Here is a 23,605-nt window from a genome sequence, read left to right as displayed (position 1 = left end):
CCAACTGATCCGATGACTGGTCAGGAGGTGGAAATACTGATGGGAGCGTTTGCTCTCAACGTTTGTCACCGGAGGATCCAAGAGATGACGAAGATGCATGCACCGCCCGAGTACCTTGATATGGAGTCCCGTGGCTCTGTGTTGATTGCGCGGCTGGATGGAGGTCCACACGGGCTGATGGGGTTGGACATGGCCAATGAGCTTGCGGCGCTATTGGACAGGCTGGAGTCCGATACCGCGGTAAAAGCGGTGGTGCTCACCGGAACTCATCCTGAGCGTTTCATCGGTCATGCAGACGTTCGTTGGCTGCAGGAAGGTGGAAAGAGTATCCCGGCGGTCGGGCGCAGTATGGCCTCGGCGATCGCTCGAACCGCCAAGACCGTTCGCGGTATTGCGCCATTGGCGGCAGCGGCGTCCCTGACACCGCTGGATGGCGGGATGCAACTGGACAAGCTGCACGACACTTTTTTACGGATGAACCGCAGTGGCGTCATTTTCGTCGCCGCGCTCAATGGATCTGCGCTGGGACTTGGCAGCGAGCTCGCGCTGGCGTGTGACGTCCGCTTGATGGCGGATGGCGATTTCTTCATCGGGCAGCCTGAGGTGCTGCTTGGAATCCTTCCCGGTGGCGGAGGCACTCAGCGACTGCCACGACTGGTCGGCGCCCATCGCGCGCTGATGCTGATGCTTGAAGGTCGGCCGGTGTCGCCACAGAAGGCGCTCGAAATTGGATACATCGACGAAGTGGTTGCTCCGGATGCGCTGCTTGATCGCGCCATCGAGCTGGCCGGGTATCTGGGTTCCCGACCCAAAGGGGCGATTGAGGCCGTCAAGCGAGCCGTGTACTTCGGCGGGTCAGCCACCCTCGACGAGGGGCTGCATAGGGAGCGTACCGAATTCATCAAGATCTCGCCGTCAGAGACGGCGCAATCGCTCATGGTCGAATACCTTGAGCGCACCGATCGGGACGGCAACGTGCCGTTCTACACCCCGGCCATTTTCGAGCAAACCCTTGAGCAAGGCTCTTTGCCCCTGCAAAACGGCGGAGGCAGGAAATGAATCAAATGTCACCGCTTACCTACCCGTTCACTCGCCAGGACGTTCGCTTTGACTCGGGCGAAACCTATTGTTCAGCCTGGCTCTACCTGCCGGTCGGCGTAGAGAAACCGCCGATCGTAGTGCTCGGACATGGACTGGGTGCGGTTCGCGAGATGCGCCTCGATGCCTTTTGCGAACGATTCGCCGCTGCGGGAATCGCTACATTGGCCTTCACCTACCGTTATTTCGGAGACAGCGGTGGTCGGCCCAGACAGTTGATGTCTGTGAAACGGCAACTGGCTGATTGGGATGCAGCGCTGGACTTCGTCAAGGGCTGCGCGGAGGTCGATGGGCGCCGGGCTGCCGTATGGGGAAGCTCGTTCGGGGGAGGGCATGCGATTACCGTGGCCAGCCGGCATCCCGAGTTACTGGCCGCCATCAGTCAGTGCCCTTTTACCGATGGCCTGGCTTCAACTGCCGCACTGGGTGTGAAGGGATCGCTGCAGGTAATGCCGGTGCTCCTGCGTGATTTTGCAGCCAGGCTACTGGGTCGCCCGCCCGTGATGGTGCCAATCGCTGCCGTTCCCGGTCAGCCAGCCTTGATGAATGCGCATGACGCCCTGCCGGGTTATCTGGCCTTGGTGCCGAAGGGCATGGTGTTCGTCAATCACGTCGCCGCACGGGTGCTCCCGGAAATCATGGCTTATCGACCCGGCCGCTCTGCCTCCAAGGTGAAGCTCCCCATCCTGTTTTGTGTCAGCACCACAGACACCGTCACGCCACCGGAGCAGACGATCGCCTTGGTGCGCAAGGCGCCGCATGGAGAAACCAGACTCTACGCGGCGGGGCATTTCGAGTTCTACATGGGCGACGCGTTCGAAGAGTTGGTAAAGGATCAGACTCAATTCCTGACGAAACATCTACTCGGCTCTTCAGCCAATTGATTCAAGCGTTTTCGTCACTTTCAGAGAGAACAACAATAATGTGCTTTTCCAGACTTTCAGATTTGCGCGCGGCGACAGAGCCTGATGCTCTGTGCATCGCTGACGACAGCAGCAACCTGACGAACCGGCAGTTCCATTCCAGAGTCCTCTCGGCAGCGGGAGTATTCGCGGACAGGGGAGTGGGCGTTGGAGACGTCGTTGCGATCATGTTGCCCAACCAGGTGGAGTTTGTGGTGGCGATGTTCGCCGCCTGGCGTCTGGGGGCGGCGGTCACGCCGATCAATCCTGGGCTTACCAGCAAGGAAGCCACCCATCAACTGGTTGATTCAGGGGCGAAGCTGCTCATCAACACCAGCGGCGAAGTCATAGTCCCGAAACTGCAGTCTGTGCCTGTCGCCACTCTGGAAACGGGGGCGTCCTACACTGGCGCACCCTTTGAAGAGCCTGGCGCACTGGCACTGTTGATCTACACCAGTGGCACTACCGGCCTGCCGAAGGGCGTGATGCTCGATCACGCCAATATCGAAGCCATGTCGCAAATGGGACGAAACTCACTCAGGGTCACGGCAGCCGACCACTGTTTATCGATACTTCCACTCTTTCACGTAAACGGCATTGTGGTGAGCACGCTCGTCCCGCTATCAAGCGGTGGTCGGGTTTCGATTCGCAAGCGTTTCAATGTCGACACGTTTTTTGAGGATGTCGAGTGGCTTCGACCCACGTACTTCTCTGCGGTACCAACCATCTACGCAATGCTCAGCGCGTTACCTCGCGAGGTAAAACCTTATACCTCCAGTCTTCGGTATGGCATCTGCGGCGCGGCGCCTGCATCGGTGCAACTACTGGAAAAATTTGAAACTCGCTTCGGTTTTCCGCTGCTTGAGGGATATGGCCTGTCCGAAGGCACATGCGCTTCGACCATCAACCCCCTCGAAGGCCTGCGCAAGGTCGGTACGGTCGGGCTGCCCTTCATCGGGCAACGCATTGCAATCGCCGACCCGAGCGGTGTGCATTTGCCGCAGGGCGCCATTGGCGAGGTGCTGGTTCAAGGTCCTAACGTCATGCGCGGTTACCTTGGCAAGCCCGAGGAAACGGCGAAGACCATCGTCGATGGCTGGCTGCACACCGGCGACATTGGCCGGATCGACGAAGACGGTTATCTGACCATCGTCGGGCGCCTTAAAGAAATGATCATTCGCGGCGGCGAGAACATCTATCCGAAGGAGATCGAGGATGTGTTGTGCGAATTTCCGGGGGTGCTTGAAGCCGCAGTGATTGGTGTCCCTCACGAGACCTTCGGCGAAATTGTGGTTGCCTACGTCGCGCTTCGTACGGGAGTCGCCGGTACCCGGGAGGGCTTGAATGATCACTGCACCGACCGGCTGACGCGTTATAAAAGACCTTCCACGATCAACATCATCGACAGCCTGCCAAAGAATGCCGTGGGCAAGGTCGACAAGCTGAGGCTGCGCAAGATGTGGACCGAATGTGTCGATTGACAGGTAGTTACCTGATGGACTTTAGGCGAAAAGCAACCGGCACGTAGAAGGGGACACATCATGAAAAACGCAGACTTCGACTGGCTGGTGATCGGATCGGGATTTGGCGGCAGCGTCTCGGCGCTGCGCCTCGTGGAGAAAGGCTATCGCGTCGGGGTACTCGAGCGCGGCCGTCGCTATCGCGACGAAGACCTTCCCAAGTCGGCCTGGCAGTTCAACAAGTATCTGTGGGCACCCGCATTGGGTTTGAAGGGCATCATGCGCATGTCGCTGTTTCGTCATGTCTTTTTTCCCAGCCAGTCGGGTGTCGGTGGTGGCAGCACCGTGTATGGCGGTGTGTTGTACCGCGCCAAGCCAGCGTTCTTCGAAAACGTGCAGTGGCGCGAGCTCGGTCACTGGGACAGGCTATTGCAGCCTCACTACGATACGGCCGAGCGCATGCTTGGGGTAAAGACGGTGCCATTCGACTCGACGAACCAGCAACTGGCCCGGGAGATGGCGCAACACTTCGCAACCGAAGACACATTCACTCGCGCACCCACCGGAGTGTTCTTTGGCGAACCGGGCAAAACCGTCAAGGACCCCTATTTCGGTGGGGAAGGGCCTGACCGTACCGGGTGTATACGTTGCGGCGCCTGTATGGTGGGATGCCGTGTCGGTGCCGTGAACTCGCTGGTGAAAAACTACCTGTGGTTCGCAGAGAAACGCGGCGTGCAGATATTGGCAGAGCGTGAGGTCGTTGATGTGAGCCCGCTCGGGGCCGCCAACGGCAGTGACGGGTACCGTGTGACCACCCAGCGTCCCGGCGCCTGGTTCTTCCGTGATCGTCAGACGTATACCGCTCGCGGAATTATCTTCGCCGGCGGGGCCCTCGGTACCAACGAATTATTGGCCAACTGCAAGCACGGCGGTTCGTTGCCCCGGGTCAGCGATCGCCTTGGTGAACTGGTGCGCACCAACAGCGAATCGGTTCTGAACGTGCGCCTGCCCGAGGACCGCAAGACCTGGAACGATGTCACCGCCAGCAGCAGTGTGCACGTCGATCAGGATACCCACATCGAGTTTCTCACCTATGGTCGCAACGCGGACTTCCTGAGCTTGCTTTGCACGCTGTTGGTCGGGAAGGGTAACCGCGTGACGCGGCCGTTGAAGTGGCTGGGGAATATCGTGTTGCACCCGGTGCAATGGCTCAAGTCAATGTGGCCAAGGGGCTGGAGCCGACACATGGTGATGCTGCTGGTGATGCAGACATTGGACAATGCGATTGCACTGCGTCCCAGGAAGCGTTGGCTGGGCCGCGGCTATCGCCTCGTCACCGAGCAGAACCGCAAAAAGCCCAATCCGACGTACATCGAGATGGGGAATCAGGCCGCTCAGTGGCTGGCCAGGCACACCGGCGGTATCGCCCAGAGCAACGTACTGGAAGCGCTGGGCAACATTCCGACAACCGCCCATGTGCTGGGAGGCGCCGTGATCGGCGCCGATGCCCAACGCGGCGTGATTGATCAGAACCTGCACGTTTTTGGTTACCAGAACATGTTGGTGTGTGACGGTGCTGCGATGCCTGCAAATCCCGGGGTTAATCCTGCGCTGACCATCACGGCGCTTGCCGAGTACGCCATGGCGCAGATTCCACAGGCTCCTGTGTACTTGAACTGAAATACTGTTCGCACCGCGTGACCGCATGGTTGCGCGGTTTTTTCAAGGCTCTGGCGCAGTTGCCTGCCCGGCAATGACGCCAGCAGTGGAAGATTCGACTTTTTCGCGCTTCGCTCCCAAGCCGACAACAATGTTGTTACACGTCGCTACCAGGATCTGCGCAGCAGGATTTTCCACGCCTGAGAAGTGGCCAGCGAGTTCGAGCATGATGAATCCATGCGCGGCACTCCACAGCTGTGGCGCGATGAGAGCAGGATCGATTTTACGAACGCATTTGGCATCGACCAGGCGAGCGCAAGCGTCGATCAGAATCGCGTATGTCGCTTTGAAGGCTTCCGATTGCCCATTTGCAATCGATGTCATGGTACCTCGCGAGGGGCTATATCTGCCGTCAATCGAAAGACCGAACATCAAGTCGTACAGATGGGGATTGCTTCGTGCAAGGTCTCGGCAAGCCAGGAGCATCGCACACAAGTCGGCTATGGGATCCTCCGTGATGGGCACACGCTTGAAGACTGCAGCCAACCGCTTGAATCCCTCGTCAGCGACCGCTTGTAGAAGTTCCGGCACTCCGCCGAAGTGTGTGTAAACCCCCATCGTCGACAGGCCGGCTTCGCTCGCGACCGAACGGGCCTTGACTTCGGACGGGCCGCTGGTGGCGAGCACACGGATGGTTGCCTCGACGAGGCGGGTGGGGGCACTAGGGAGTGAGTTATCAGTGGTCATGTTGCAATACTGCCATAACGGCGTTATGTTTATCAAATAACAGCGTTATAGATCTGTAACCGCTCGATCATGAGGATTCAGGCAATGCGCACTTTGAATAAAGCAGGTGTCTTCGGACTCACCCTGGCAGCAGCAGTCATGTCACCGGCGCTGTGGGCAGACGACAATTCGCCGGTTGGTCTGTGGCAGAACATCGACGATGTCAGCGGCAAGCCGAGGGCATTGATTCGCATCACTGAATCCAATGGCACTCTGAAGGGCATTATCGAAAAAGCGTTTCCCACCCTCAAAGAAGATCCGAATCCGAGGTGCAAGAAATGTGAAGGCGTGAACAAGAACGCGCCGATTGTGGGCCTGACCATTCTGACCGGTTTGCGAAAGGATGGCGAAGAGTACACCGGTGGCCAAATCCTCGATCCGGATAACGGCAAGGTCTATAGCAGTAAAGTCTACCTGACCGACAACGGCAAAAAGCTCAGCGTGCGCGGCTACATTGGCGTGCCGGTATTAGGGCGCTCACAAACCTGGGTACGCCAGGAATAAGGAAGCACGATGAAAGCATTCATTATCGATCGCTACGGAAAAAAGGCTGCGTTACGGGCGACCGAAATACCAGAACCTGAATTGGGCAAGGATGATGTTTTAGTCCAGATCCATGCGGCGGGTGTAAACCCTCTGGATTTAAAAATCCGGGACGGTGAGTTCAAAATGATTTTGCCTTATCGCATGCCGCTTGTTCTGGGTAATGATTTGGCTGGGGTCGTCGTACGGGTCGGTTCAGGCGTGCAGCAATTCAAGGCGGGTGATGAGGTCTACGCACGGCCCGATGACAATCGAATCGGTGCATTCGCCGAATTCATTGCGATCGATCAACGTTCGCTGGCGATCAAGCCGAAAGGTCTCACCATGGAAGAAGCGGCTTCGATCCCTCTGGTTGGTTTGACCGCGTGGCAGGCGCTGGTTGAAAAAGCGAACCTGAAGAAAGGCCAAAAGGTACTTATCCATGCGGGCTCCGGTGGCGTGGGAACACTGGCCATTCAGCTGGCCAAACACCTGGGGGCGACCGTCGCGACGACCACAAGCACGGCGAATGTCGAATGGGTGAAGCGTCTCGGTGCGGATATCGTGATCGATTACCGCAAAGACGATTTCGAAAAGATCCTGCACGACTACGATGTGGTCTTGAACAGCCTCGGCACAGAGACTCTCGAAAAATCGTTACGCATCCTCAAGCCGGGTGGAAAGCTCATCTCAATCTCTGGACCACCGGATGTGGACTTTGCGAAAAGCGCCGGATTGTCCGGGTTCCTGAAACTGGTCATGCGTCTGTTGAGTTATGGGATCAGGAAAAAAGCCAAGCGTCGTGGCGTCAGTTACTCATTTCTTTATATGAGAGCCAGTGGTGAGCAATTGCGCAAGATTACCGCGCTCATCGATTCCCGAGTCATACGCCCGGTGGTGGACCGGGTTTTTCCTTTCGAATCGACCCCGGAGGCCTTGGCTTATGTTGAAACCGGCCGGGCAAAAGGCAAGGTCATCGTCAAGGTAAAGTAACGAGATGACGTCCATGTTCGAAAACTTCGAAACGCACCGAATTGCCGTAGGTGATGTAGACATTGCCTGTGTTGCAGCGGGTATAGGCGAACCCATACTGATGCTGCATGGTTTTCCGCAGACCATGGCGCTCTGGGCGCGTATCGCGCCTGGGTTGGTCGCGCGTGGCTATCGGGTTGTCTGTGCTGATTTGCGTGGGTATGGCGCATCGGCCAAGCCGCCGGCTCAACCGGATCTGTCGAACTACGGATTTCGCGCCATGGCTGCGGATCAGGTCGAACTGATGCGTGTGCTCGGACATGAACGGTTCCATCTTGTCGGACACGACCGTGGTGCGCGCACTGCATACCGGATGACGCTGGATGATCCAGACAAGGTGGCGAGCGTCACGCTAATGGACATCGTCCCTACGGCTGTGATGCTGACAGATCTGCGCAAGGACGTAGCCCGCAGTTACTGGCACTGGTTTTTCCTGTCTCAGCCTGCACCCTTCCCGGAGCGCATGATTGAGGCGAATCCCGATTTCTTTTTCGAGAGCTGCCTATTCGGCTGGGGCGCCGCAGGGCTGAAAGATTTCGATGCTGACCAACTGGCGGCGTATCGCAAAGCCTGGCGTGATCCGGCGACGATCGCCGGGTTTTGCAACGACTATCGTGCCACGCTCACTGTGGATCTGGAGGACGATTTGTCCGACTCCAGACGCCGCATCACCGCGCCCGCGCTGATTCTCTATGGCGCCTCGGGTGCGATGGCCAGGCACTATGATTTACCCGCCACCTGGGTGAGTCGCTGCACAGTGATGGAGGCCTCTGCGATAGTGGGCGGGCATTTTTTTGCTGATGCCCGGCCAGACGAGGTCATTGAGAGAATCGCCGCATTTTTGGCAAGCCATCCCTTGCAGTCTTGCTGAAAACTTCCCCGCTCGGGATTGCCGCTGAGATTACGACCTACGTGGACTGCGACGGTGACAGTGTCGCGAGAATTTTTTCGCGGCAGACCTCCAGAATCTCATCCGCCAGCGGGGAATCATCCGGACAAGCCCGCGACAACACGACTGCGCCGATCACATGGGCAAGCATGTCGATCATCTGTGCTCGCACTGTGTGCGGATCCACGTCGCCCAGCGAGTCCCCAGGCTCAAGGGCAGTCAGCATGCTTTCGACCCCGTCGGCAAACGTTGCCTTGATCTCCCCTGATTGACGCGCAGCGTCCCCGCAGAGGGCTGCCATCGTGCAGCCAGCGTTGCGGCCATCACGGTGAGCCCGTGACAGGTAGATATTGACGAACTCGGTGACGTCGAGGCCTGCGCTATTGACCAGGCTCTGCGAAAGCCCGTTCGCCGCTGCTTCAGCCATCAAATCGGCTTTGGAGCGAAAGTGCTTGTAGAACCCGCCATGGGTGAACCCGGCAGCGGCCATCAGTTCCGCGACCCCCACACCGTCATAGCCGCGTTCACGAAACAGGGCAGAGGCCGTCTCGACGATGTGCGCCCGGTTCGCCTGTGCCTGCGCTTTGGTGACTCTCATACCCACATGCCTCTTTGAATCTGCTGACTGTCAGGTAGCCAATATACATTGATGTCAATCATCATCAAAGTTATTGACGATTAAGATTATGATCATCATCATAACGGCTCGCCAACTTTGGAAGGGCTCAGGCCATGAGCGCCGCCCACCTGAAAGCGCCGATCGCATGGCGATGCACACTCGCAACAACGACCATCAGTCAACGTGGGAGAAACAAGGCATGACCGAACAAACTTTATTTGAGCCCTACACCCTCGGCTCCCTGACGCTCTCCAACCGGGTGGTCCTGGCGCCGCTGACGCGCAACCGCGCCGGCGCGGGCTTCGTTCCAAGCGAGTTCGCTGCAACGTATTACAGCCAGCGGGCGTCGGCCGGCCTGCAGATTTCCGAGGCCACACAGATTTCGCAGCAGGGGCAGGGCTACCAAGATACGCCCGGCATCTACTCGCAAGCGCAGATCGACGCGTGGCGTGAGGTCACCGATGCCGTCCATGGGAAGAACGGGAAAATTTTCCTGCAGTTGTGGCACGTCGGACGAGTTTCGCATGTTGATCTGCAGGAGAACGGTGCCGCTCCGGTGGCGCCCTCGGCCATTCGGGCCGCAACCAAGACGTTCGTCAACAACAGCTTTGTCGACGTTTCCGAGCCTCGGGCGCTGGCGCTCGACGAACTGCCCGGGATCGTCAACGATTTCCGCCAGGCCGCGGCGAACGCTATTGCCGCAGGCTTCGATGGCGTCGAGATCCATGGCGCCAATGGCTATCTGCTGGACCAGTTCGTCAAGGACGGTGCCAACGTACGCACCGATGCCTACGGCGGGTCGATCGAAAATCGCGCGCGGCTGCTGCTGGAGGTTACGGCAGCAGTGGTGGCAGAGATCGGCGCCGAGCGCACCGGCATTCGTATCTCGCCGGTTTCGCCCACCAATGGTGTCTCGAGCAGCGATCCACAGGGGCAGTTCGACTACATCGTCGATCAGCTCGACGCCTTGGGCATCGTCTATCTCCATGTCGTCGAGGGCGCGACCGGCGGGCCGCGCGAGGTCGCACCGTTCGACTTTGATTCCCTGCGCCGGCGATTCAGGAACACCTACATCGCCAACAATGGTTATGACCTGGATCTCGCTACCTCCCGGCTCACCGAAGGCAAGGCAGACCTCTTCGCGTTCGGGCGCCCATTCATTGCCAACCCCGATCTGGTGGAACGTCTGAAAACCGCGGCGCCGTTGGCGTCGTTCGATCCGGCCACGCTTTTCGGCGGTGGTGCTGCGGGATACATCGACTATCCGGCCCTCGCTGACGCCAGCGCCCTGTAACACTGGCGCGGTGTCGATTTATACGTTGCATGCCCGACATGGGTTCACCTGATCAAGAGAGCAACTATATGACTACCCATATGACTACCCATCCCGCAGTCCTGATTACCGGCGCTTCCTCCGGTATCGGCGCCACCTATGCCGAGCGCTTCGCACGTCGCGGCCACGATCTGGTGCTGGTTGCCCGCGACAAAGTCAGGCTGGAAACACTGGCGGCTCGCCTGCGCGAGGAACACAGCATCGCTGTCGATATCCTCCAGGCCGATCTTACCCAGCCCGGCGACCTGGCCGTCGTCGAGACGCGCCTGCGCGATGATTCGCGCATTGGCATCCTCATTAACAATGCCGGGGCTGCCCAGTCTGGCAGCTTCATCGAGCAGGCGACCGACGATGTCGCGCGACTCGTCGCGCTCAACACCACCTCGCTGGTGCGACTCGCCAGCGCAATCGCCCCTCGGCTTGCGCAGGCCGGTGAAGGTGCGATCGTCAATATCGGCTCAGTGGTTGGCTTGGCGCCGGAATTCGGCATGTCGGTCTATGGCGCGACCAAGGCCTTCGTGTTGTTCCTTTCCCAGGGACTGAGTCTGGAACTCGCGCCCAAAGGCGTCTATGTCCAGGCCGTGCTTCCTGCCGGAACCCGCACGGAGATTTGGGGGCGGGCGGGCATCGACGTCAATGCGCTGCCGGAACTGATGGAGGTGGGTGAGCTGGTGGATGCCGCGTTGGTGGGCTTCGATCGGCGTGAGCTGGTGACCATCCCGCCACTGCATGACGCCAGTCGCTGGACCGCCCTGGATGCCGCGCGACAAGCGCTGATTTCGGACATTCGACAAGCGCATGTCGCAGAGCGGTATCGCACGGAGTAAACAATGACCCATTCCGACAATGACCTTGGATCGGGCACGTCCTACGCAAGCGCCGTGAACCGCTCGATCAGTGTCGCAGGGACTGTGTTTGCCTACCGTGACCTGGGGCCTCGCAGCGGGGTGCCGCTGATTCTTCTCAACCATTGGGGCGCGGTATTGGACAACTTCGACCCGCGGATCATCGATGGTCTTGCCAGTCAGCATCGCGTCATCGCCACTGACTACCGGGGCATCGGCGCATCGGGAGGAGCAGCGCCCGTGACCATTGATGAAATGGCGCGGGATGCGATAGCCCTGATCCACGGGCTGGGCCTGGAGAAGGTTGATCTAGTCGGTTTTTCCCTTGGCGGATTCGTGGCACAGGACATCGTGCTCAAAGCCCCTGACCTGGTACGCAAGCTCATTTTGGCGGGTACGGGGCCGGCGGGCGGCAAAGACATTGACAAGGTAGGGGCGGCATCCTGGCCATTGATGATCAAGGGGTTACTGACCCTGCGGGATCCGAAGTTCTACCTGTTCTTCACCGCCTCGACCAATGGTCGCCAAGCCGCGAAGGCCTTCTTGAAGCGACTGAAGGAGCGCAAAACGGATCGGGACAAGGGACCCACGCCAAGTGCCTTCTCGCGACAGTTGAAGGCGATCAAGGCGTGGGGGCAGCAGGCACCCCAGGACCTCGGCAGTATCCGGATCCCGGTACTGATCGCCAATGGTGACAACGACATCATGGTGCCGACAGTGAACTCAACTGATATGGCCCGCCGCATCCCGAACTCGCAATTGATCATCTATGAAGATGCCGGACATGGTGCGATTTTCCAGAATCACGCCAATTTCGTGGCGCAGGCGCTGGCTTTTCTCGATCCCGAACAACCTGACAAAACGTTACCTGACCCGCACTAGTTGTTCCGTTGCCCGAGGCATTGGCACCTTCAGTTGATTTCGACCTGCAGGATCCTTGAGGAGAAGATGATGTCGTTCAAGGCACTGCTCGCAACAAAGACAGACGATAAGATTTCGGCCAGCGTAGTTGATATGCATGAGCGAGATCTCATGCCTGGCGCACTGCCTGTTGAGGAGGCTGTTCGACGCTACCTGCCGGCGATGCGCAGCGTGGTGGAAAAAGTTGAGGGTCAGTTCAGGCAAGTTTGTCTGCAGGGCCAGTTCGAGCAACACATCCAGCTTGCCATTGGTAGCAACGAGCACTTGGGAGTCGAAATCTGACACGCCTTGATGATTCCTGAGGCCGACAATCGGGTGAATTCCTGACACCTTTGAAGCGGCGCGGAGATCGACGATGGCTATCAGTGTTTTTGACTTGCTCAAGAGTGGTGTCGGCCCCTCCAGCTCCCATACCGTCGGCCCGATGCGTGCCGGTGCTTTGTTTGTCGAGCATTTTGACCTGCGGGGGAGTGGAACATGCTGCAACTGACCGAGCCTGGCCGGCCACAACCGCCGGTGTTGCGTATTGGTTTCTGGTTGATGGAAGCCTTCGATTTGTATGCCCTTGCCAATGCGCTGGAGCCATTGCGCCAGGCCAATCAGTTGGCGGGGTGCAATGTTTGCCAATGGCAAATGCTTAGCCTGGACGGACAGCAACTGAACGCCAGCAACGGCATCGCAACCGCCACTGCACGGCTGGATCAAGCACAAATGTTCGATGTATTAATCCTCTGCGGTGGGGATAACCTGCATCTTCAAACTGAATATCCAGACTTGCTCCAGCAGCTGAACCACTGGGCGAGGCAACCGATCAGCCTGGGGGCGTTGGGTAAGGCCGGTTGGTTGCTGGCGCAGATTGGCGCGCTGGATGGTTTCCGTTGCAGCTTGCCGCAGCCCACCCCAACACTGACCTTTGCTGCTTTGCGCGAGTTGACGCCGGTAGCGGCACCGTTCTGTGTCGATCGCCAACGTCTGACCTGCGTCGGCCCGCAGGCCGTTCAAGGGTTGATGCACGAGCTTCTCGCCCGGACCCACGGTCGTGGTCTGATACTGCGGATGGAAAAACATGCAGCACGCCAGGCCCGGCCGCTACTTCCCTTGCATGACGCCCCGGAAAAACTTCAAGCAACACTGGCATTGATGACCGAGCACTTGCGCCGAACGCTGGGTATCGACGAACTGGCCGACACCATGGGCATTTCCCGGCGACATCTGGAACGGCTGTTCAAGCGCAGTCTGGGTTGTTCGCCGTCGCGACACTACCTGGACCTGCGGCTGCAACAGGCGCGCCAGTTGTTGCGGGCCGGTGAACATTCTTTGTCGGATGTCGCCGGGGAGTGCGGTTTCGTCTCGGTGCAACATTTCTTGCGATGCTATCGCCAATACTTCGGAGCACACCCTCGCGATCATATGGGCGCGAGCTTGCTCACGAAGGCGCAGGATCAGCGAGTAGCAATGTTGAACGCACCGGCCACATCGCGAACAAGCGCGCTCCCGCACTGACTGCGTTGCCAATGCCTCCGCCAAGCGTCTTTTACCGCGCTTGCCGGGGGCATTTTTGTTTCTGCCGGGGGCTCGGGGACCCGATTCGCAAACAGCGGATATAACCAATTACAGGTCGGATTCGCGCAAAAAACCTCACCTTGCATCTGTTCGAATGATCTTCAGCGGCCCGCCAGATTGGCGCCTTCTGTTGCTCAAACAATGACAAGGATAAATGACATGCAAATGCCGAAAACCATCCAGATCAAGAACGGCGAAAAAGTGAATCCGACGTTCTCGGCTCAGGAATATGCCAACCGCCAGGCCAAATTGCGGGCTTATCTGGCGCAGAACAATATCGACGCGGCAGTCTTCACGTCCTATCACAACATCAACTACTACAGCGATTTCCTGTACTGCTCCTTCGGGCGTCAGTACGCGCTGGTCGTGACCCAGGACAGCGCCGTGACCATCAGCGCCAACATCGATGGCGGTCAGCCATGGCGCCGTACCGTCGGCACTGAAAACATCGTCTACACCGACTGGCAGCGCGACAACTACTTCGTCGCGATCCAGCAGGCCTTGCCCAAGGCCGGGCGCATCGGCATCGAGTTCGATCATCTGAACTTGCTCAATCGCGACAAACTCGCCAGCCGCTATCCGCAGGCTGAGCTGGTGGATATCGCCGTACCGTGCATGCGTATGCGCATGATCAAGTCCGCCGAAGAACACGCGATCATCCGTCATGGCGCGCGCATCGCGGACATCGGCGGTGCGGCCATCGTCGAAGCCTTGCGTGATCAGGTGCCAGAATACGAAGTAGCCCTGCATGCCACTCAGGCGATGGTGCGCGAAATTGCCCGCACTTTCCCTGATTCCGAACTGATGGACACCTGGACCTGGTTCCAGTCCGGTATCAACACCGATGGTGCACATAACCCGGTGACCTCGCGCAAGGTCAACAAGGGTGACATCCTCAGCCTTAACTGCTTCCCGATGATTGCCGGTTACTACACCGCACTGGAACGTACCTTGTTCCTGGATCACTGCTCCGACGAGCATCTGCGTTTGTGGGAGGTTAACGTCAAAGTGCACGAGGCTGGTCTGAAGCTGATCAAGCCAGGCATGCGCTGCTGCGATATCGCGCTGCAATTGAACGAGATCTTCCTGGAACACGATCTGCTGCAATACCGCACCTTCGGCTACGGCCACTCCTTCGGTACGCTGAGCCATTACTACGGGCGCGAAGCCGGGCTGGAGTTGCGCGAAGACATCGACACGGTGCTGGAGCCAGGAATGGTGGTGTCCATTGAACCGATGATCATGCTGCCCGAGGGTCTTCCGGGTGCCGGCGGGTATCGTGAACACGACATCCTGATTGTCAACGAACAGGGTGGGGAAAACATCACCAAGTTCCCGTATGGCCCGGAACACAACATCATCAAGAAGTAAGATCCTGCGCCGCACAGTGAACCTGTGCGGCGTTTTGCTTTGACGAGCGGCGAAAAATCTTCCCGGTGGCTGAGATAAACCGGAACAAAACAATGCATGCACGCTTGAAAGCGCGCAGCATTTACCGAGCCTTGACCCTGCCAAGTAAAACAATAGAGGGTTTTGTCATGTTCTACGTCCCGACGCTTCACCTCGATCACCACACCTCTGACACCGGAGGTGCCCAATGAGCACCCAGAGCGCAAGCCTGACGCCGACCCTGGCGCAGAAACTTGAACAGACCGCCGAGCGCAAGGCCCTGCGGCGCGCGGCCAGTGCCAGCTTCATGGGCAATTTCGTCGAGTGGTTCGACTATGCGGCCTACGGCTACCTGGCAACCGTCATCGCGCTCACGTTTTTTCCGCAAACCGACAAGACGACCGCGCTACTGGCGACGTTCGCCGTGTTTGCACTGTCGTTTATCGTCCGCCCGCTGGGGGGGCTGGTCTGGGGCCACTTCGGTGACAAATACGGGCGGCGTAGTGCGCTGTCCTGGTCGATTCTGATCATGTCGATCTCGACCTTTTGCATCGGCATCCTGCCGACCTACAACCATATCGGCCTGTGGGCACCGGCCTTGTTGTTGCTGATTCGCTTGTTCCAGGGTTTTTCCGCTTCAGGTGAATACGCCGGGGCATCGGCCTTTCTCGCCGAGTATGCGCCCGAGGGTAAACGCGGTTTGTACACCAGCATTGTCCCGGCGAGTACGGCGGCTGGTTTGCTCTTCGGCGCGGTCTTTGTCGCCGGCCTGCATGCGTGGATGAGTGTCGAGGATCTGCACAGCTGGGGCTGGCGTTTACCCTTTCTGCTGGCAGCGCCATTTGGGCTCGTGGGGCGTTACATCCGCATGAGCCTGCAAGACACGCCCAAGTTCCTGGAGATGGAAAAACGCCTTGAAGCAAAGGAATGCGCAACCCACGCTCCGGTTCGCGAATTGCTGACCGTGCACCGACGCAGTGTGATGATCGGGATCGGCGCGACCTGCCTGAATGCGGTGGCGTTCTACTTGTTGCTCAGCTACATGCCGACCTACCTGTCCACCGAAATGGGCATGAGCGAAAGTGATTCGTTCCTGGCATCCACGGTATCGCTGGCGACTTACATCGGGCTGATCTTTCTGATGGGCACACTGTCGGATCGGTTCGGACGCAAAACCATGCTGCTGAGCGCTTCAATATTGTTCCTGGCGCTGACATTTCCGCTGTTCGGGATGTTGGAGAATCAACCGCTGATGGTGATTCTGATGATCCAGATTGCTTTCGGCGCGATCCTGGCGATGAACGACGGCACCTTGCCGTGCTTCCTTGCCGAGATTTTCCCCACCCGCGTCCGCTTCAGTGGTTTTGCCTTCAGCTTCAACATCTCCAATGCGGTGTTCGGCGGCACCGCGCCGTTTATCGCAACCTGGCTGATTCAACTGACCGGCAACAAAATGGCCCCGGCCTGGTATCTGCTGGCTGCAGCGGCGGTGGCATTGATTGCCATGTTGGCAAGCCGGGAAACTGCGCATAAAGCCTTACAGGATTGACCCGCACTCGGCGATCTCACTGCCGCCATCGCGAGCAAGCTCGCTCCCACAGGGGATCTTCAGTGGACATGCAATCGATGTTCACAAAGATCAAATGTGGGAGCGAGCTTGCTCGCGAAGAGGCCAGTCCATCAATGCACCGCCGCTACCTGCTTGCGCTCACCCATCGGCGATACGCCAAAGAAACGGCTGTAGCATTTGGAAAAATGCGCAGGCGAAACGAAGCCGCAGGCGAGGGCGATATCACGTACCTGCGATTCGCTGCGCAGCAATAATTGACGTGCCCGTGCAAGACGCAATTCAAGGTAATACTGACTCGGCGTGCGCTGCAGATGCTTGTGAAACAGGCGTTCGAGCTGGCGCACCGACACCTCGTTCAACCGCGCAAGTTCCTCAAGGCCCACCGGCTCCTCGAGATTGGCTTCCATGATCGCCACCATCTGGCTGAGCTTGGGCTGCGAGGTGCCCAGCTTTTGTCGCAATGGCACACGCTGTTGTTCCTGTGCATTGCGTACCCGATCACACAACAACAATTCGGCTGCATGGGCTGCGATATCGCGACCACCAGGTTCGCGGGCGATCAGTTGCAGGGTCATGTCCATGGAGGCCACGCCACCGGAGCAGGTGTAGCGATCACGGTCCAGCTCGAACAACTGGTTGGAAATGATGATCCCCGGAAAACGCTCTTTCAGTGCTTCGATGTCTTCCCAGTGAATCGTGCAGCGATAGCCCTTGAGCAGATCGGCTCGCGCCAACAAGTGGCTGCCGGTGCAGATCCCGCCCAGCGGCACTTGATCATGCGCCAGCTTGCGTAGCCAATTGAGCAGTGGTCGGCTGCCGTGATTGGAGACGATCGGGTTTGATCCGACAACGAACAGCATGTCGAGTCTGGGTGCATCGGTGATCGTATGGTCAGGCAGAATGCGCATGCCGTTGCTGGCCGTCACCGGTTCCAGGCTGGCGGCGATGATGACCGTACGGAACATCGGTTTGCGCGCGGCCAGGTTGGCCATGCGCAGTGTTTCCACGGCGGAGGCGAAGCCGATGGTGGTGAAGTTGGGGATGACCAGGAAACCCACGGTTTTCACCGGTCGTTGTTCATTCGCCGAACGTCCTGCGGCAGGTTTCACCACCTGGAGTTTCGTCATTATTACCGCTCCTCAACTGCATCAGTGACATGCGCCGCGGCAAGCTGCCGATACGGGCAACGTCATCTCGTTTTTGTGATTGTAAGCCCTGTTTACAGGCTTCAGGATTTTACTGTGTGTGTCCGGACAATGGACCGTGACGAAAGGAATACGCACGCAAGATGTCATGAGTCTCGATTGGCCGAAGGGGGGCGTAGAAAACGTGGGGAGCAAGGCATGAGTGATCAACAAAAAAACCGGCCAGCTCCGTGGTGGAGAGCGGCCGGAAAGAGGTGAACGAGGATGAGTGTTGCTATCGTGGATAGCGCTTCAAGCGTTTTCGGTTCGTGCGATGTCGACGGCTTGCACTGTCTTCTTCCTGGAGTTGAAGATTGCGCCCATACAGACGATGGACAGTGTCAGCGCACCTGTCGCTACAACTTCCATGCGATGCTGCGGCAAGATCAGCATGACCACCAGGATGCTCAAGATGCAGGCGATGACCAGGTAGCTGAGCCAGGGGAAAAACCACATCTTGAACGCGATCGGTTGCCGCGAAGCATTCATCTTCTTGCGCAGTACCAGTTGCGAAACAGCGATGACCAGATAGACCAGCAGCGCAACGGCACCGGAGCTGGCCAGGAGGAAGGAGAAGACTTCGTTGGGTGCAAAGTAATTGAGCGCCGTGGTCAGAAAACCGACCGCGGTGCTGGCCAGCACCGCGATATAAGGCACCCCTGAAGATGACGTCTTCTGCAGTACTCGAGGACCATCACCGCGTTTGCTCAGGGAGTAGACCATGCGTGACGCGGTATAGATGGCTGAGTTGAGGCAGCTGGCGACAGCAATCAGCACGACGATATCGACGATCATTTTCGCGTGTGGAATGTTCATCAACTCGAGCGTTCTCTGATAAGAGCCGACTTCCATGAGCATGGGGTCGTTCCAGGGGACGATGGAGATGATGAGGAATACCGAGACGATATAGAAAATCCCCATTCGCCAGACAACGGAGTTGGTCGCGCGGGTGATCTGTTTGGCGGGGTTTTGCGATTCGGCAGCGGCAATGGTGACGATTTCCGTGCCCATGAAGCTGAACACGGTGGTGAGCATCGCGCCGATGACGGCGGTCATGCCATTGGGCATGAAACCACCGAACTCATGACTTAGTTGAACGACCCCACTCACCGTCGTATCCGGTAATCCGCCCACCAGGGCAAGCGCGCCAAGCGCGATAAACCCCAGAACCGCGATGACTTTGAGCATGGCGAACCAGAACTCGAACTCCCCGTACCGGGCGACACTGAACAGGTTGGTCAATGTCAGCAGGCCGGTGACCGCTATGGCGAACTCCCAGGTCTGAATGGCGGGAAACCAGGCGTGCAGGATGGCGGCAGCGGCGATGGCTTCTATCGGAATGACCAGTACCCAGAACCACCAGTACAGCCAGCCGATGGTGAAGCCGGCGCTGCGTCCCATCGCTCGCTCGGCGTAGGTCGAAAAAGATCCTGTATCGGGCGACGCTACGGCCATCTCTCCCAGCATGCGCATCACCAGCACGACCAGGGTGCCGGAAAAAATGTACGCCAGGATGGCGGCCGGCCCCGCCGAGGCGATGGCGTGTCCTGAACCGATGAACAGGCCGGCGCCAATGGCACCGGCAATGGACAGCATGGTGACGTGACGCTGCTTGAGGCCTGGGGCCAAGGTTGAGCTGCTGGACATGAGACTTACCCTTTTTATTTTACTTGGGGAGGGTGAAGCAATAACCGTGAGTACTCTTTTCGGCACCTCCGTGTGTTCTTCAGGTGTCCAAATCGAAAGCCTCGCGCACAGCGGCGCTGATGCCAGAGACACAGACCTCCAGAATCAGCTCGCCTTTCTCGCGACTGGAACCTTTAGGGGATGACAGTGTTCCGCAGGCCGGTGTGCGCTCGGCAATGATGGGAAAGACGTCGTAAGGCGGGAAGGTCGCGGGAGGATGATCAACCGCACGACTCAGATCGACCTTGTCGGGGTGCAGGGCCAGCATCAAAGAGGTTTCGAAAATACCGCCATGCTCGATATCCCAGCCGAGAAATCCCTCGGGATATAGCTTTTCGATGACCGCAGGGTCGTTGACGAAGTCCCAATAGGACAGCACAACGACCTTGAAGTCGCTGATGCCACCGTAGCGAAGCTCCCGAAGGGCAAGGTCTATGCCCTCGACAATGAACATCGAGTTTTCAAAGTGCCCGTTCATCATCACCAGTTTGCGTGCGCCATGGCGTGCAAGTTCTCTGATGATGTCCTGCACGGTATGGGTCAGCGTGGCTCCATCGAGGCTGGTTGTTCCCGGGAAGTGGTTGCCGCCGCCTGATTTCTGCTGAGACTTGTAGCCATAGGCGAGGGCAGGCAAGACCAGGCCGCTGACATTCTGCGCTACCGCCTTGCATATCGCGCAAGGCAGCAGCACATCGACTTCCATGCACATGTGATGTCCATGCTGTTCCAGTGCACCCACGGGCAGAAAGATCGGGCTGCCGGCAGCGACCTTCTCTGCATACGCAGGCCAGGTGAGTTCTCCAATAACGACACTGTTGTTCATCTGCACACCCTCTGAAAGTGTTTGACCGTTGGTAATTTTCAACCGGTGGTTGGGGGCGTTTGCCTATCGCCTGACCGACCTTGCCGATTGCAGGAATCGAAGGTGGCGCGTGAATCAATTCGATCAGAGGGGGAGGGTGCAGATTTGTCTGAATCCGACCCGTAAATGACAAAACACCCTCTGATTTGTCATTTCTGTCCGGTTATCGGATTAAGGCTCGTCGCTTTTGCATGAGAAGGGGCATGAGTCGGATCTGACAAAGTCCAGGTCGAGCGCGCACAAAAACGGGTGATGGCGACCTGCTGCAATGCATCCAGCCAGCGAATGATGCTGTGGTTGGCAGCGATAGCAGGCAGCAGGCAAGAGCAAAAGGATGAGACGGACAGGAGCACTTTTCATCAGAGCCACTTTCCATCACCAGGCGAGACAATAATGAAAAATCGCATCGACCTTTCACGCCGTACATTCCTCAAGACCTCCAGCATCCTGGCAGGCACCGCAGCGCTTTCTGGTTTGCTGCCTTTGAGAAGCTTCGCCGCAGCGGAAAAAGAACTGGTCATACTCGCATGGGCCGGACACGCAGAGCCGGACATCGTCGCTGATTTCGAGCGCCAATATGGGGTCAAGGTCCGGGCCAAGTACTACACCGGCGGCGACAACATGCTGGGGTTGATCTCACAGTCCCCGCCCGGCACTTTCGACCTGATCCTGTCCGACGCCGAATACGTCCAGCAACTCAATGCCGCCGAGTACATCGAGCAACTTGACCCCGCTGACTACCCCTTCGATGACTTCTACCCGGAGTTCCAGCATTTTCCCGGGCACTGGCAGGGGGACAAGCTCTACTCGGTGCTGATTCGCTTTGGCTTCCTCGGCATCGCCTACAACACCCGACTCGTTCCCGAAGCCAAGGTGCACAGCTATGACGTGTTCTGGGACGAAAGCCTCAAGGGCAAGGTTGGACACTTCGACTGGCACCTGCCGAATCTCGGACAGATCAGCTTGATGAATGGCAACGTGCGCCCGTACGACATCGATACCGCGCACTGGCAAACGGTGCAGCAGAAGATGATGAGCTTGCGTGCGCAAATCGGCGGTTTCTTCGATTACGGCGGAACCTTTTCTTCACTGAAAAATGGTCAGATCCATGCCATGTGCGGCATCGGCGACTGGATCACCGGTGTCTTGCAACGTGCCGGCGCACCGGTGAAAACCGTCTTGCCGAAAGAGGGCGGGTTGCAATGGACGGAGTCTTACTGCATCGCTAAAAAAGCACACAGCCCGGAGCTGGCGAAGAAGTTCATCCAATACATCACCTCACCCGAAGGCCAGGTCAAGTCGGCGAAGATGGCCGCTTATCCAGCGCTGATCCCGAGCAAAAAGGGATGGGAACTGCTGAACCAGATCGATCCCGCCGAGGCGAAGCGCCAAGGCATGCTGCTCGGTCAGCGCAATGTCATGGATGACATCCGCGATGGTCGTATCAAGTACCGCGAACTCCCGGTCCGGCAGAGTCTGGATGAGTGGAATGACTTCTGGTCGCAATACAAGGGTGCTTGACGAGACGCGTGGAGGTGGTCGCTATGATTTCAGACAAGTTGAAGGCTTCACCGTCGGTACTCTCCGGTAATGTCGGTGCCCGAGCGGAGCGCCGTTCAAGGAGGGTGTGGCGCTTGCCTTGGTTTGGCCTGTGTTTCTCGATGCCAATCCTGACCTGGCAATTGATTTTTTTCGTATTTCCGCTGGCATTTCTGGTGGCCATCAGCTTTTGGCTTGTACGCAACTTCCGGATGGTGCCGACGTTCGAATGGCTCAACTGGAGCTACATGCTCAGTCGCGCCTTTTTTTGGGACGCCTACGTCCATACACTCGCCATGGCGGCGGGTGCCACTGTGCTGGTCAGCCTGGTGGCCTTTCCCTGCGCCTATACGATCGCCTTCAAGTTTCGCGAGTCGGCAAAGCAGCTGCTGGTGTTGCTGCTGGTCACTCCGTTCTTCACCAGCTACCTGGTGCGCACTTATTCATGGCAGGTGTTCCTCAGCGATAACGGCATCTTCAATGCCGCGCTCGGTTTGCTTGGGATAGAGCCGTTTGCCATGTTGAATACGGCGTTCGGTACTTATGTCGGTTATTTCACGCTGTGCCTGCCATTGGTGGTTTTGCTGCAACTGTTCAGCTTGATGTACATCGATCGTTCGTTGATCGAGGCGGCGCACAACCTGGGCTGCGGACGCTTGCGAACGGTGCTGGTGGTGGTGGTGCCGTCGGCGCGGATCGGCATCGTGGTTGCGGCGCTGTTCTGCTTCATCCTGACCTTCGGCGACTTTGTCAGCCCGCTCTACCTGGGCGGTGGTCAGCCGCCGACCTTGAGTACGCTGATTACGGACACCACCAAGTCCGGCCAGCAATGGCCACGCGCGGCGGTAATCGCAACGATGATGATTGTGACGTTGCTCATCGCGGCTTTTGCTGCGGTTCGCTTCGCTTACCGGAGGCGCGCATGAACGAGCATCGGTTGATCAACTTCTTGCTTCGCAGCTTTGTCGTCATGGTGTTCCTCTTCATCTTTTTGCCGATTGCCGGCAGCTTCGTGTTCTCGTTCAACATTGACCGATTCCCTTCCTTGCCGCTGGGCGGTTTCAGCCTGCACTGGTACGAGACGATCGCCAGCGATCCGGCGGTCTGGCAGGCATTCAGGAACAGCCTGACGGTGGGTGTGGTCGTGTCGCTGGTATCAACCCTGCTTGGGTTTACGGCGGCTTACACCGACTTCCGTTACCAGTTTTTCGGCAAGTCGATCTACATGGCGCTTGCGCTACTGCCGCCCACCATTCCGGTGGTGATCATGGGGCTGGCGATGCTGGCTTTCCTGTCGCGGGTCGGGCTTTCCGGCGAGATCTACGCGGTGATGATCAGCCATATCGTGATGTGCGCTCCGTTCGCAATGGCGGTCATCAGGATGCGCCTGGCGCAGATGGATCCGAACATTGAGGCGGCGGCCTGGAACCTGGGAGCCAATCAGTGGAAGGCCATGCGTCATGTGATCCTGCCATTCACGGCGCCGAGCATTTTCGCCGCGCTGTTCGTGACCATGGCCGTTTCCTTCGATGAGTTCGCTGTCGCCTGGTTCGTGTCGGGGCTTAACGAAACGGTGCCCGTGCGCATCCTCAATACGCTGCAAGGGCAGGTGAGCCCGACCATCAACGCGATCGGCACCATCGTCTTTATCACGACCATGACCCTGGTGATCCTCGCGCAACTGCTGTTGATGCGACGGCGTAAGCCCGCCAGTGCCTGATACCACCCTGACAATCATCCGCACAC

Annotated in this window: 22 protein-coding genes and 1 pseudogene; 18 read left to right on the top strand and 5 right to left on the bottom strand. The window is 58.1% G+C overall.

Going from position 1 to position 23,605, the window contains the following annotated elements; translation table 11 throughout:
* The first annotated feature begins 84 nt into the window (after nucleotides 1–84).
* From ACM6IK_RS05805 to ACM6IK_RS05790, 4 genes are read left to right on the top strand one after another with little or no spacing between them, the layout of a single operon-like run.
* Nucleotides 85–1,059, top strand: a complete 975-nt coding sequence (locus tag ACM6IK_RS05805) for an enoyl-CoA hydratase/isomerase family protein (RefSeq protein ID WP_414873536.1) — start codon at nucleotides 85–87, stop codon at nucleotides 1,057–1,059.
* The gene (locus ACM6IK_RS05800) at nucleotides 1,056–1,982 is read left to right on the top strand and encodes an alpha/beta hydrolase (RefSeq protein WP_414873535.1); all 927 of its coding nucleotides are present in this window, start codon (nucleotides 1,056–1,058) and stop codon (nucleotides 1,980–1,982) included. The genes ACM6IK_RS05805 and ACM6IK_RS05800 overlap by 4 nt, the downstream gene beginning before the upstream one ends.
* 38 nt (nucleotides 1,983–2,020) lie before the next feature.
* The gene (locus ACM6IK_RS05795) at nucleotides 2,021–3,481 is read left to right on the top strand and encodes a class I adenylate-forming enzyme family protein (RefSeq protein ID WP_414873534.1); all 1,461 of its coding nucleotides are present in this window, start codon (nucleotides 2,021–2,023) and stop codon (nucleotides 3,479–3,481) included.
* A 60-nt stretch (nucleotides 3,482–3,541) separates the two neighbouring features.
* Complete coding sequence (locus ACM6IK_RS05790; protein WP_414873533.1) at nucleotides 3,542–5,140, top strand: GMC oxidoreductase; 1,599 nt, start codon at nucleotides 3,542–3,544, stop codon at nucleotides 5,138–5,140.
* Nucleotides 5,141–5,182: 42 nt separating this feature from the next.
* Here ACM6IK_RS05790 and ACM6IK_RS05785 read toward each other — a convergent pair whose 3' ends face one another.
* Entirely contained in the window at nucleotides 5,183–5,866 is a 684-nt protein-coding gene (locus ACM6IK_RS05785) for a TetR/AcrR family transcriptional regulator (RefSeq protein ID WP_414873532.1), read from the bottom strand.
* 84 nt (nucleotides 5,867–5,950) lie between these two features.
* Here ACM6IK_RS05785 and ACM6IK_RS05780 point away from each other — a divergent pair, with 84 nt between their 5' ends.
* From ACM6IK_RS05780 to ACM6IK_RS05770, 3 genes are read left to right on the top strand one after another with little or no spacing between them, the layout of a single operon-like run.
* Nucleotides 5,951–6,409 carry a DUF2147 domain-containing protein gene (locus ACM6IK_RS05780; protein WP_414873531.1) on the top strand — a complete coding sequence of 153 codons (459 nt, stop codon included), beginning with the start codon at nucleotides 5,951–5,953 and terminating at the stop codon, nucleotides 6,407–6,409.
* A gap of 9 nt (nucleotides 6,410–6,418) precedes the next feature.
* Nucleotides 6,419–7,420, top strand: coding sequence for an NADP-dependent oxidoreductase (locus tag ACM6IK_RS05775; RefSeq protein WP_414873530.1), 1,002 nt, complete (start codon nucleotides 6,419–6,421; stop codon nucleotides 7,418–7,420).
* Nucleotides 7,421–7,433: 13 nt separating this feature from the next.
* Nucleotides 7,434–8,330, top strand: coding sequence for an alpha/beta fold hydrolase (locus ACM6IK_RS05770; RefSeq protein WP_414873529.1), 897 nt, complete (start codon nucleotides 7,434–7,436; stop codon nucleotides 8,328–8,330).
* A 37-nt stretch (nucleotides 8,331–8,367) separates the two neighbouring features.
* Here ACM6IK_RS05770 and ACM6IK_RS05765 read toward each other — a convergent pair whose 3' ends face one another.
* A complete protein-coding gene (locus ACM6IK_RS05765) occupies nucleotides 8,368–8,946 on the bottom strand; it encodes a TetR/AcrR family transcriptional regulator (protein WP_414873528.1) in 579 nt (192 codons plus the stop codon).
* 220 nt (nucleotides 8,947–9,166) lie between these two features.
* On the opposite strand from ACM6IK_RS05765, the gene ACM6IK_RS05760 reads away from it, so the two are divergent.
* The 8 genes and pseudogenes from ACM6IK_RS05760 (at nucleotide 9,167) to ACM6IK_RS05725 (ending at nucleotide 16,567) form a co-directional block, all read left to right on the top strand.
* Nucleotides 9,167–10,261 carry an alkene reductase gene (locus tag ACM6IK_RS05760; protein ID WP_414873594.1) on the top strand — a complete coding sequence of 365 codons (1,095 nt, stop codon included), beginning with the start codon at nucleotides 9,167–9,169 and terminating at the stop codon, nucleotides 10,259–10,261.
* Nucleotides 10,262–10,341: 80 nt separating this feature from the next.
* On the top strand, nucleotides 10,342–11,127 hold the full coding sequence (locus tag ACM6IK_RS05755) for an SDR family NAD(P)-dependent oxidoreductase (RefSeq protein WP_414873593.1): 786 nt from the start codon (nucleotides 10,342–10,344) through the stop codon (nucleotides 11,125–11,127).
* A 3-nt stretch (nucleotides 11,128–11,130) separates the two neighbouring features.
* Nucleotides 11,131–12,027, top strand: coding sequence for an alpha/beta fold hydrolase (locus ACM6IK_RS05750; protein ID WP_414873527.1), 897 nt, complete (start codon nucleotides 11,131–11,133; stop codon nucleotides 12,025–12,027).
* Nucleotides 12,028–12,096: 69 nt separating this feature from the next.
* Nucleotides 12,097–12,348 carry a hypothetical protein gene (locus ACM6IK_RS05745; protein ID WP_414873526.1) on the top strand — a complete coding sequence of 84 codons (252 nt, stop codon included), beginning with the start codon at nucleotides 12,097–12,099 and terminating at the stop codon, nucleotides 12,346–12,348.
* Nucleotides 12,349–12,421: 73 nt separating this feature from the next.
* A pseudogene (locus tag ACM6IK_RS05740) lies at nucleotides 12,422–12,514 on the top strand (serine dehydratase beta chain); the annotation flags it as partial.
* Nucleotides 12,515–12,543: 29 nt separating this feature from the next.
* Nucleotides 12,544–13,569, top strand: coding sequence for a GlxA family transcriptional regulator (locus tag ACM6IK_RS05735; protein ID WP_414873525.1), 1,026 nt, complete (start codon nucleotides 12,544–12,546; stop codon nucleotides 13,567–13,569).
* Nucleotides 13,570–13,788: 219 nt separating this feature from the next.
* Entirely contained in the window at nucleotides 13,789–15,000 is a 1,212-nt protein-coding gene (locus ACM6IK_RS05730) for a M24 family metallopeptidase (protein ID WP_414873524.1), read from the top strand.
* Between the two features lie 226 nt (nucleotides 15,001–15,226).
* Nucleotides 15,227–16,567, top strand: coding sequence for an MFS transporter (locus tag ACM6IK_RS05725; protein WP_414873523.1), 1,341 nt, complete (start codon nucleotides 15,227–15,229; stop codon nucleotides 16,565–16,567).
* Between the two features lie 131 nt (nucleotides 16,568–16,698).
* Here ACM6IK_RS05725 and ACM6IK_RS05720 read toward each other — a convergent pair whose 3' ends face one another.
* The 3 genes from ACM6IK_RS05720 to ACM6IK_RS05710 all read right to left on the bottom strand — a co-directional run bounded on the left by ACM6IK_RS05720 (nucleotide 16,699) and on the right by ACM6IK_RS05710 (nucleotide 20,281).
* Complete coding sequence (locus tag ACM6IK_RS05720; protein WP_414873522.1) at nucleotides 16,699–17,715, bottom strand: GlxA family transcriptional regulator; 1,017 nt, start codon at nucleotides 17,713–17,715, stop codon at nucleotides 16,699–16,701.
* A 309-nt stretch (nucleotides 17,716–18,024) separates the two neighbouring features.
* Nucleotides 18,025–19,419 (bottom strand): GABA permease, encoded by a 1,395-nt coding sequence (gabP, locus tag ACM6IK_RS05715; protein WP_414873521.1) that lies wholly within the window; start codon nucleotides 19,417–19,419, stop codon nucleotides 18,025–18,027.
* A gap of 79 nt (nucleotides 19,420–19,498) precedes the next feature.
* A complete protein-coding gene (locus ACM6IK_RS05710) occupies nucleotides 19,499–20,281 on the bottom strand; it encodes a creatininase (protein WP_414873520.1) in 783 nt (260 codons plus the stop codon).
* 432 nt (nucleotides 20,282–20,713) lie between these two features.
* On the opposite strand from ACM6IK_RS05710, the gene ACM6IK_RS05705 reads away from it, so the two are divergent.
* Genes ACM6IK_RS05705 through ACM6IK_RS05695 form a run of 3 tightly spaced genes read left to right on the top strand, consistent with a single transcriptional unit; the run spans nucleotide 20,714 to nucleotide 23,579 of the window.
* Nucleotides 20,714–21,841: an extracellular solute-binding protein gene (locus ACM6IK_RS05705; protein WP_414873519.1), complete on the top strand. Its 1,128-nt coding sequence runs from the start codon at nucleotides 20,714–20,716 to the stop codon at nucleotides 21,839–21,841.
* Between the two features lie 23 nt (nucleotides 21,842–21,864).
* Complete coding sequence (locus ACM6IK_RS05700) at nucleotides 21,865–22,785, top strand: ABC transporter permease (protein ID WP_414873518.1); 921 nt, start codon at nucleotides 21,865–21,867, stop codon at nucleotides 22,783–22,785.
* Entirely contained in the window at nucleotides 22,782–23,579 is a 798-nt protein-coding gene (locus tag ACM6IK_RS05695) for an ABC transporter permease (protein WP_414873517.1), read from the top strand. The genes ACM6IK_RS05700 and ACM6IK_RS05695 overlap by 4 nt, the downstream gene beginning before the upstream one ends.
* Nucleotides 23,580–23,605: the final 26 nt, after the last annotated feature.

Source organism: Pseudomonas sp. IT-196MI5 (assembly GCF_949767415.1).
Taxonomy (GTDB): Bacteria; Pseudomonadota; Gammaproteobacteria; order Pseudomonadales; family Pseudomonadaceae; genus Aquipseudomonas.
Note: the sequence above shows the minus strand (reverse complement) of the source record. Positions and strands in the feature narration are given on the sequence as shown.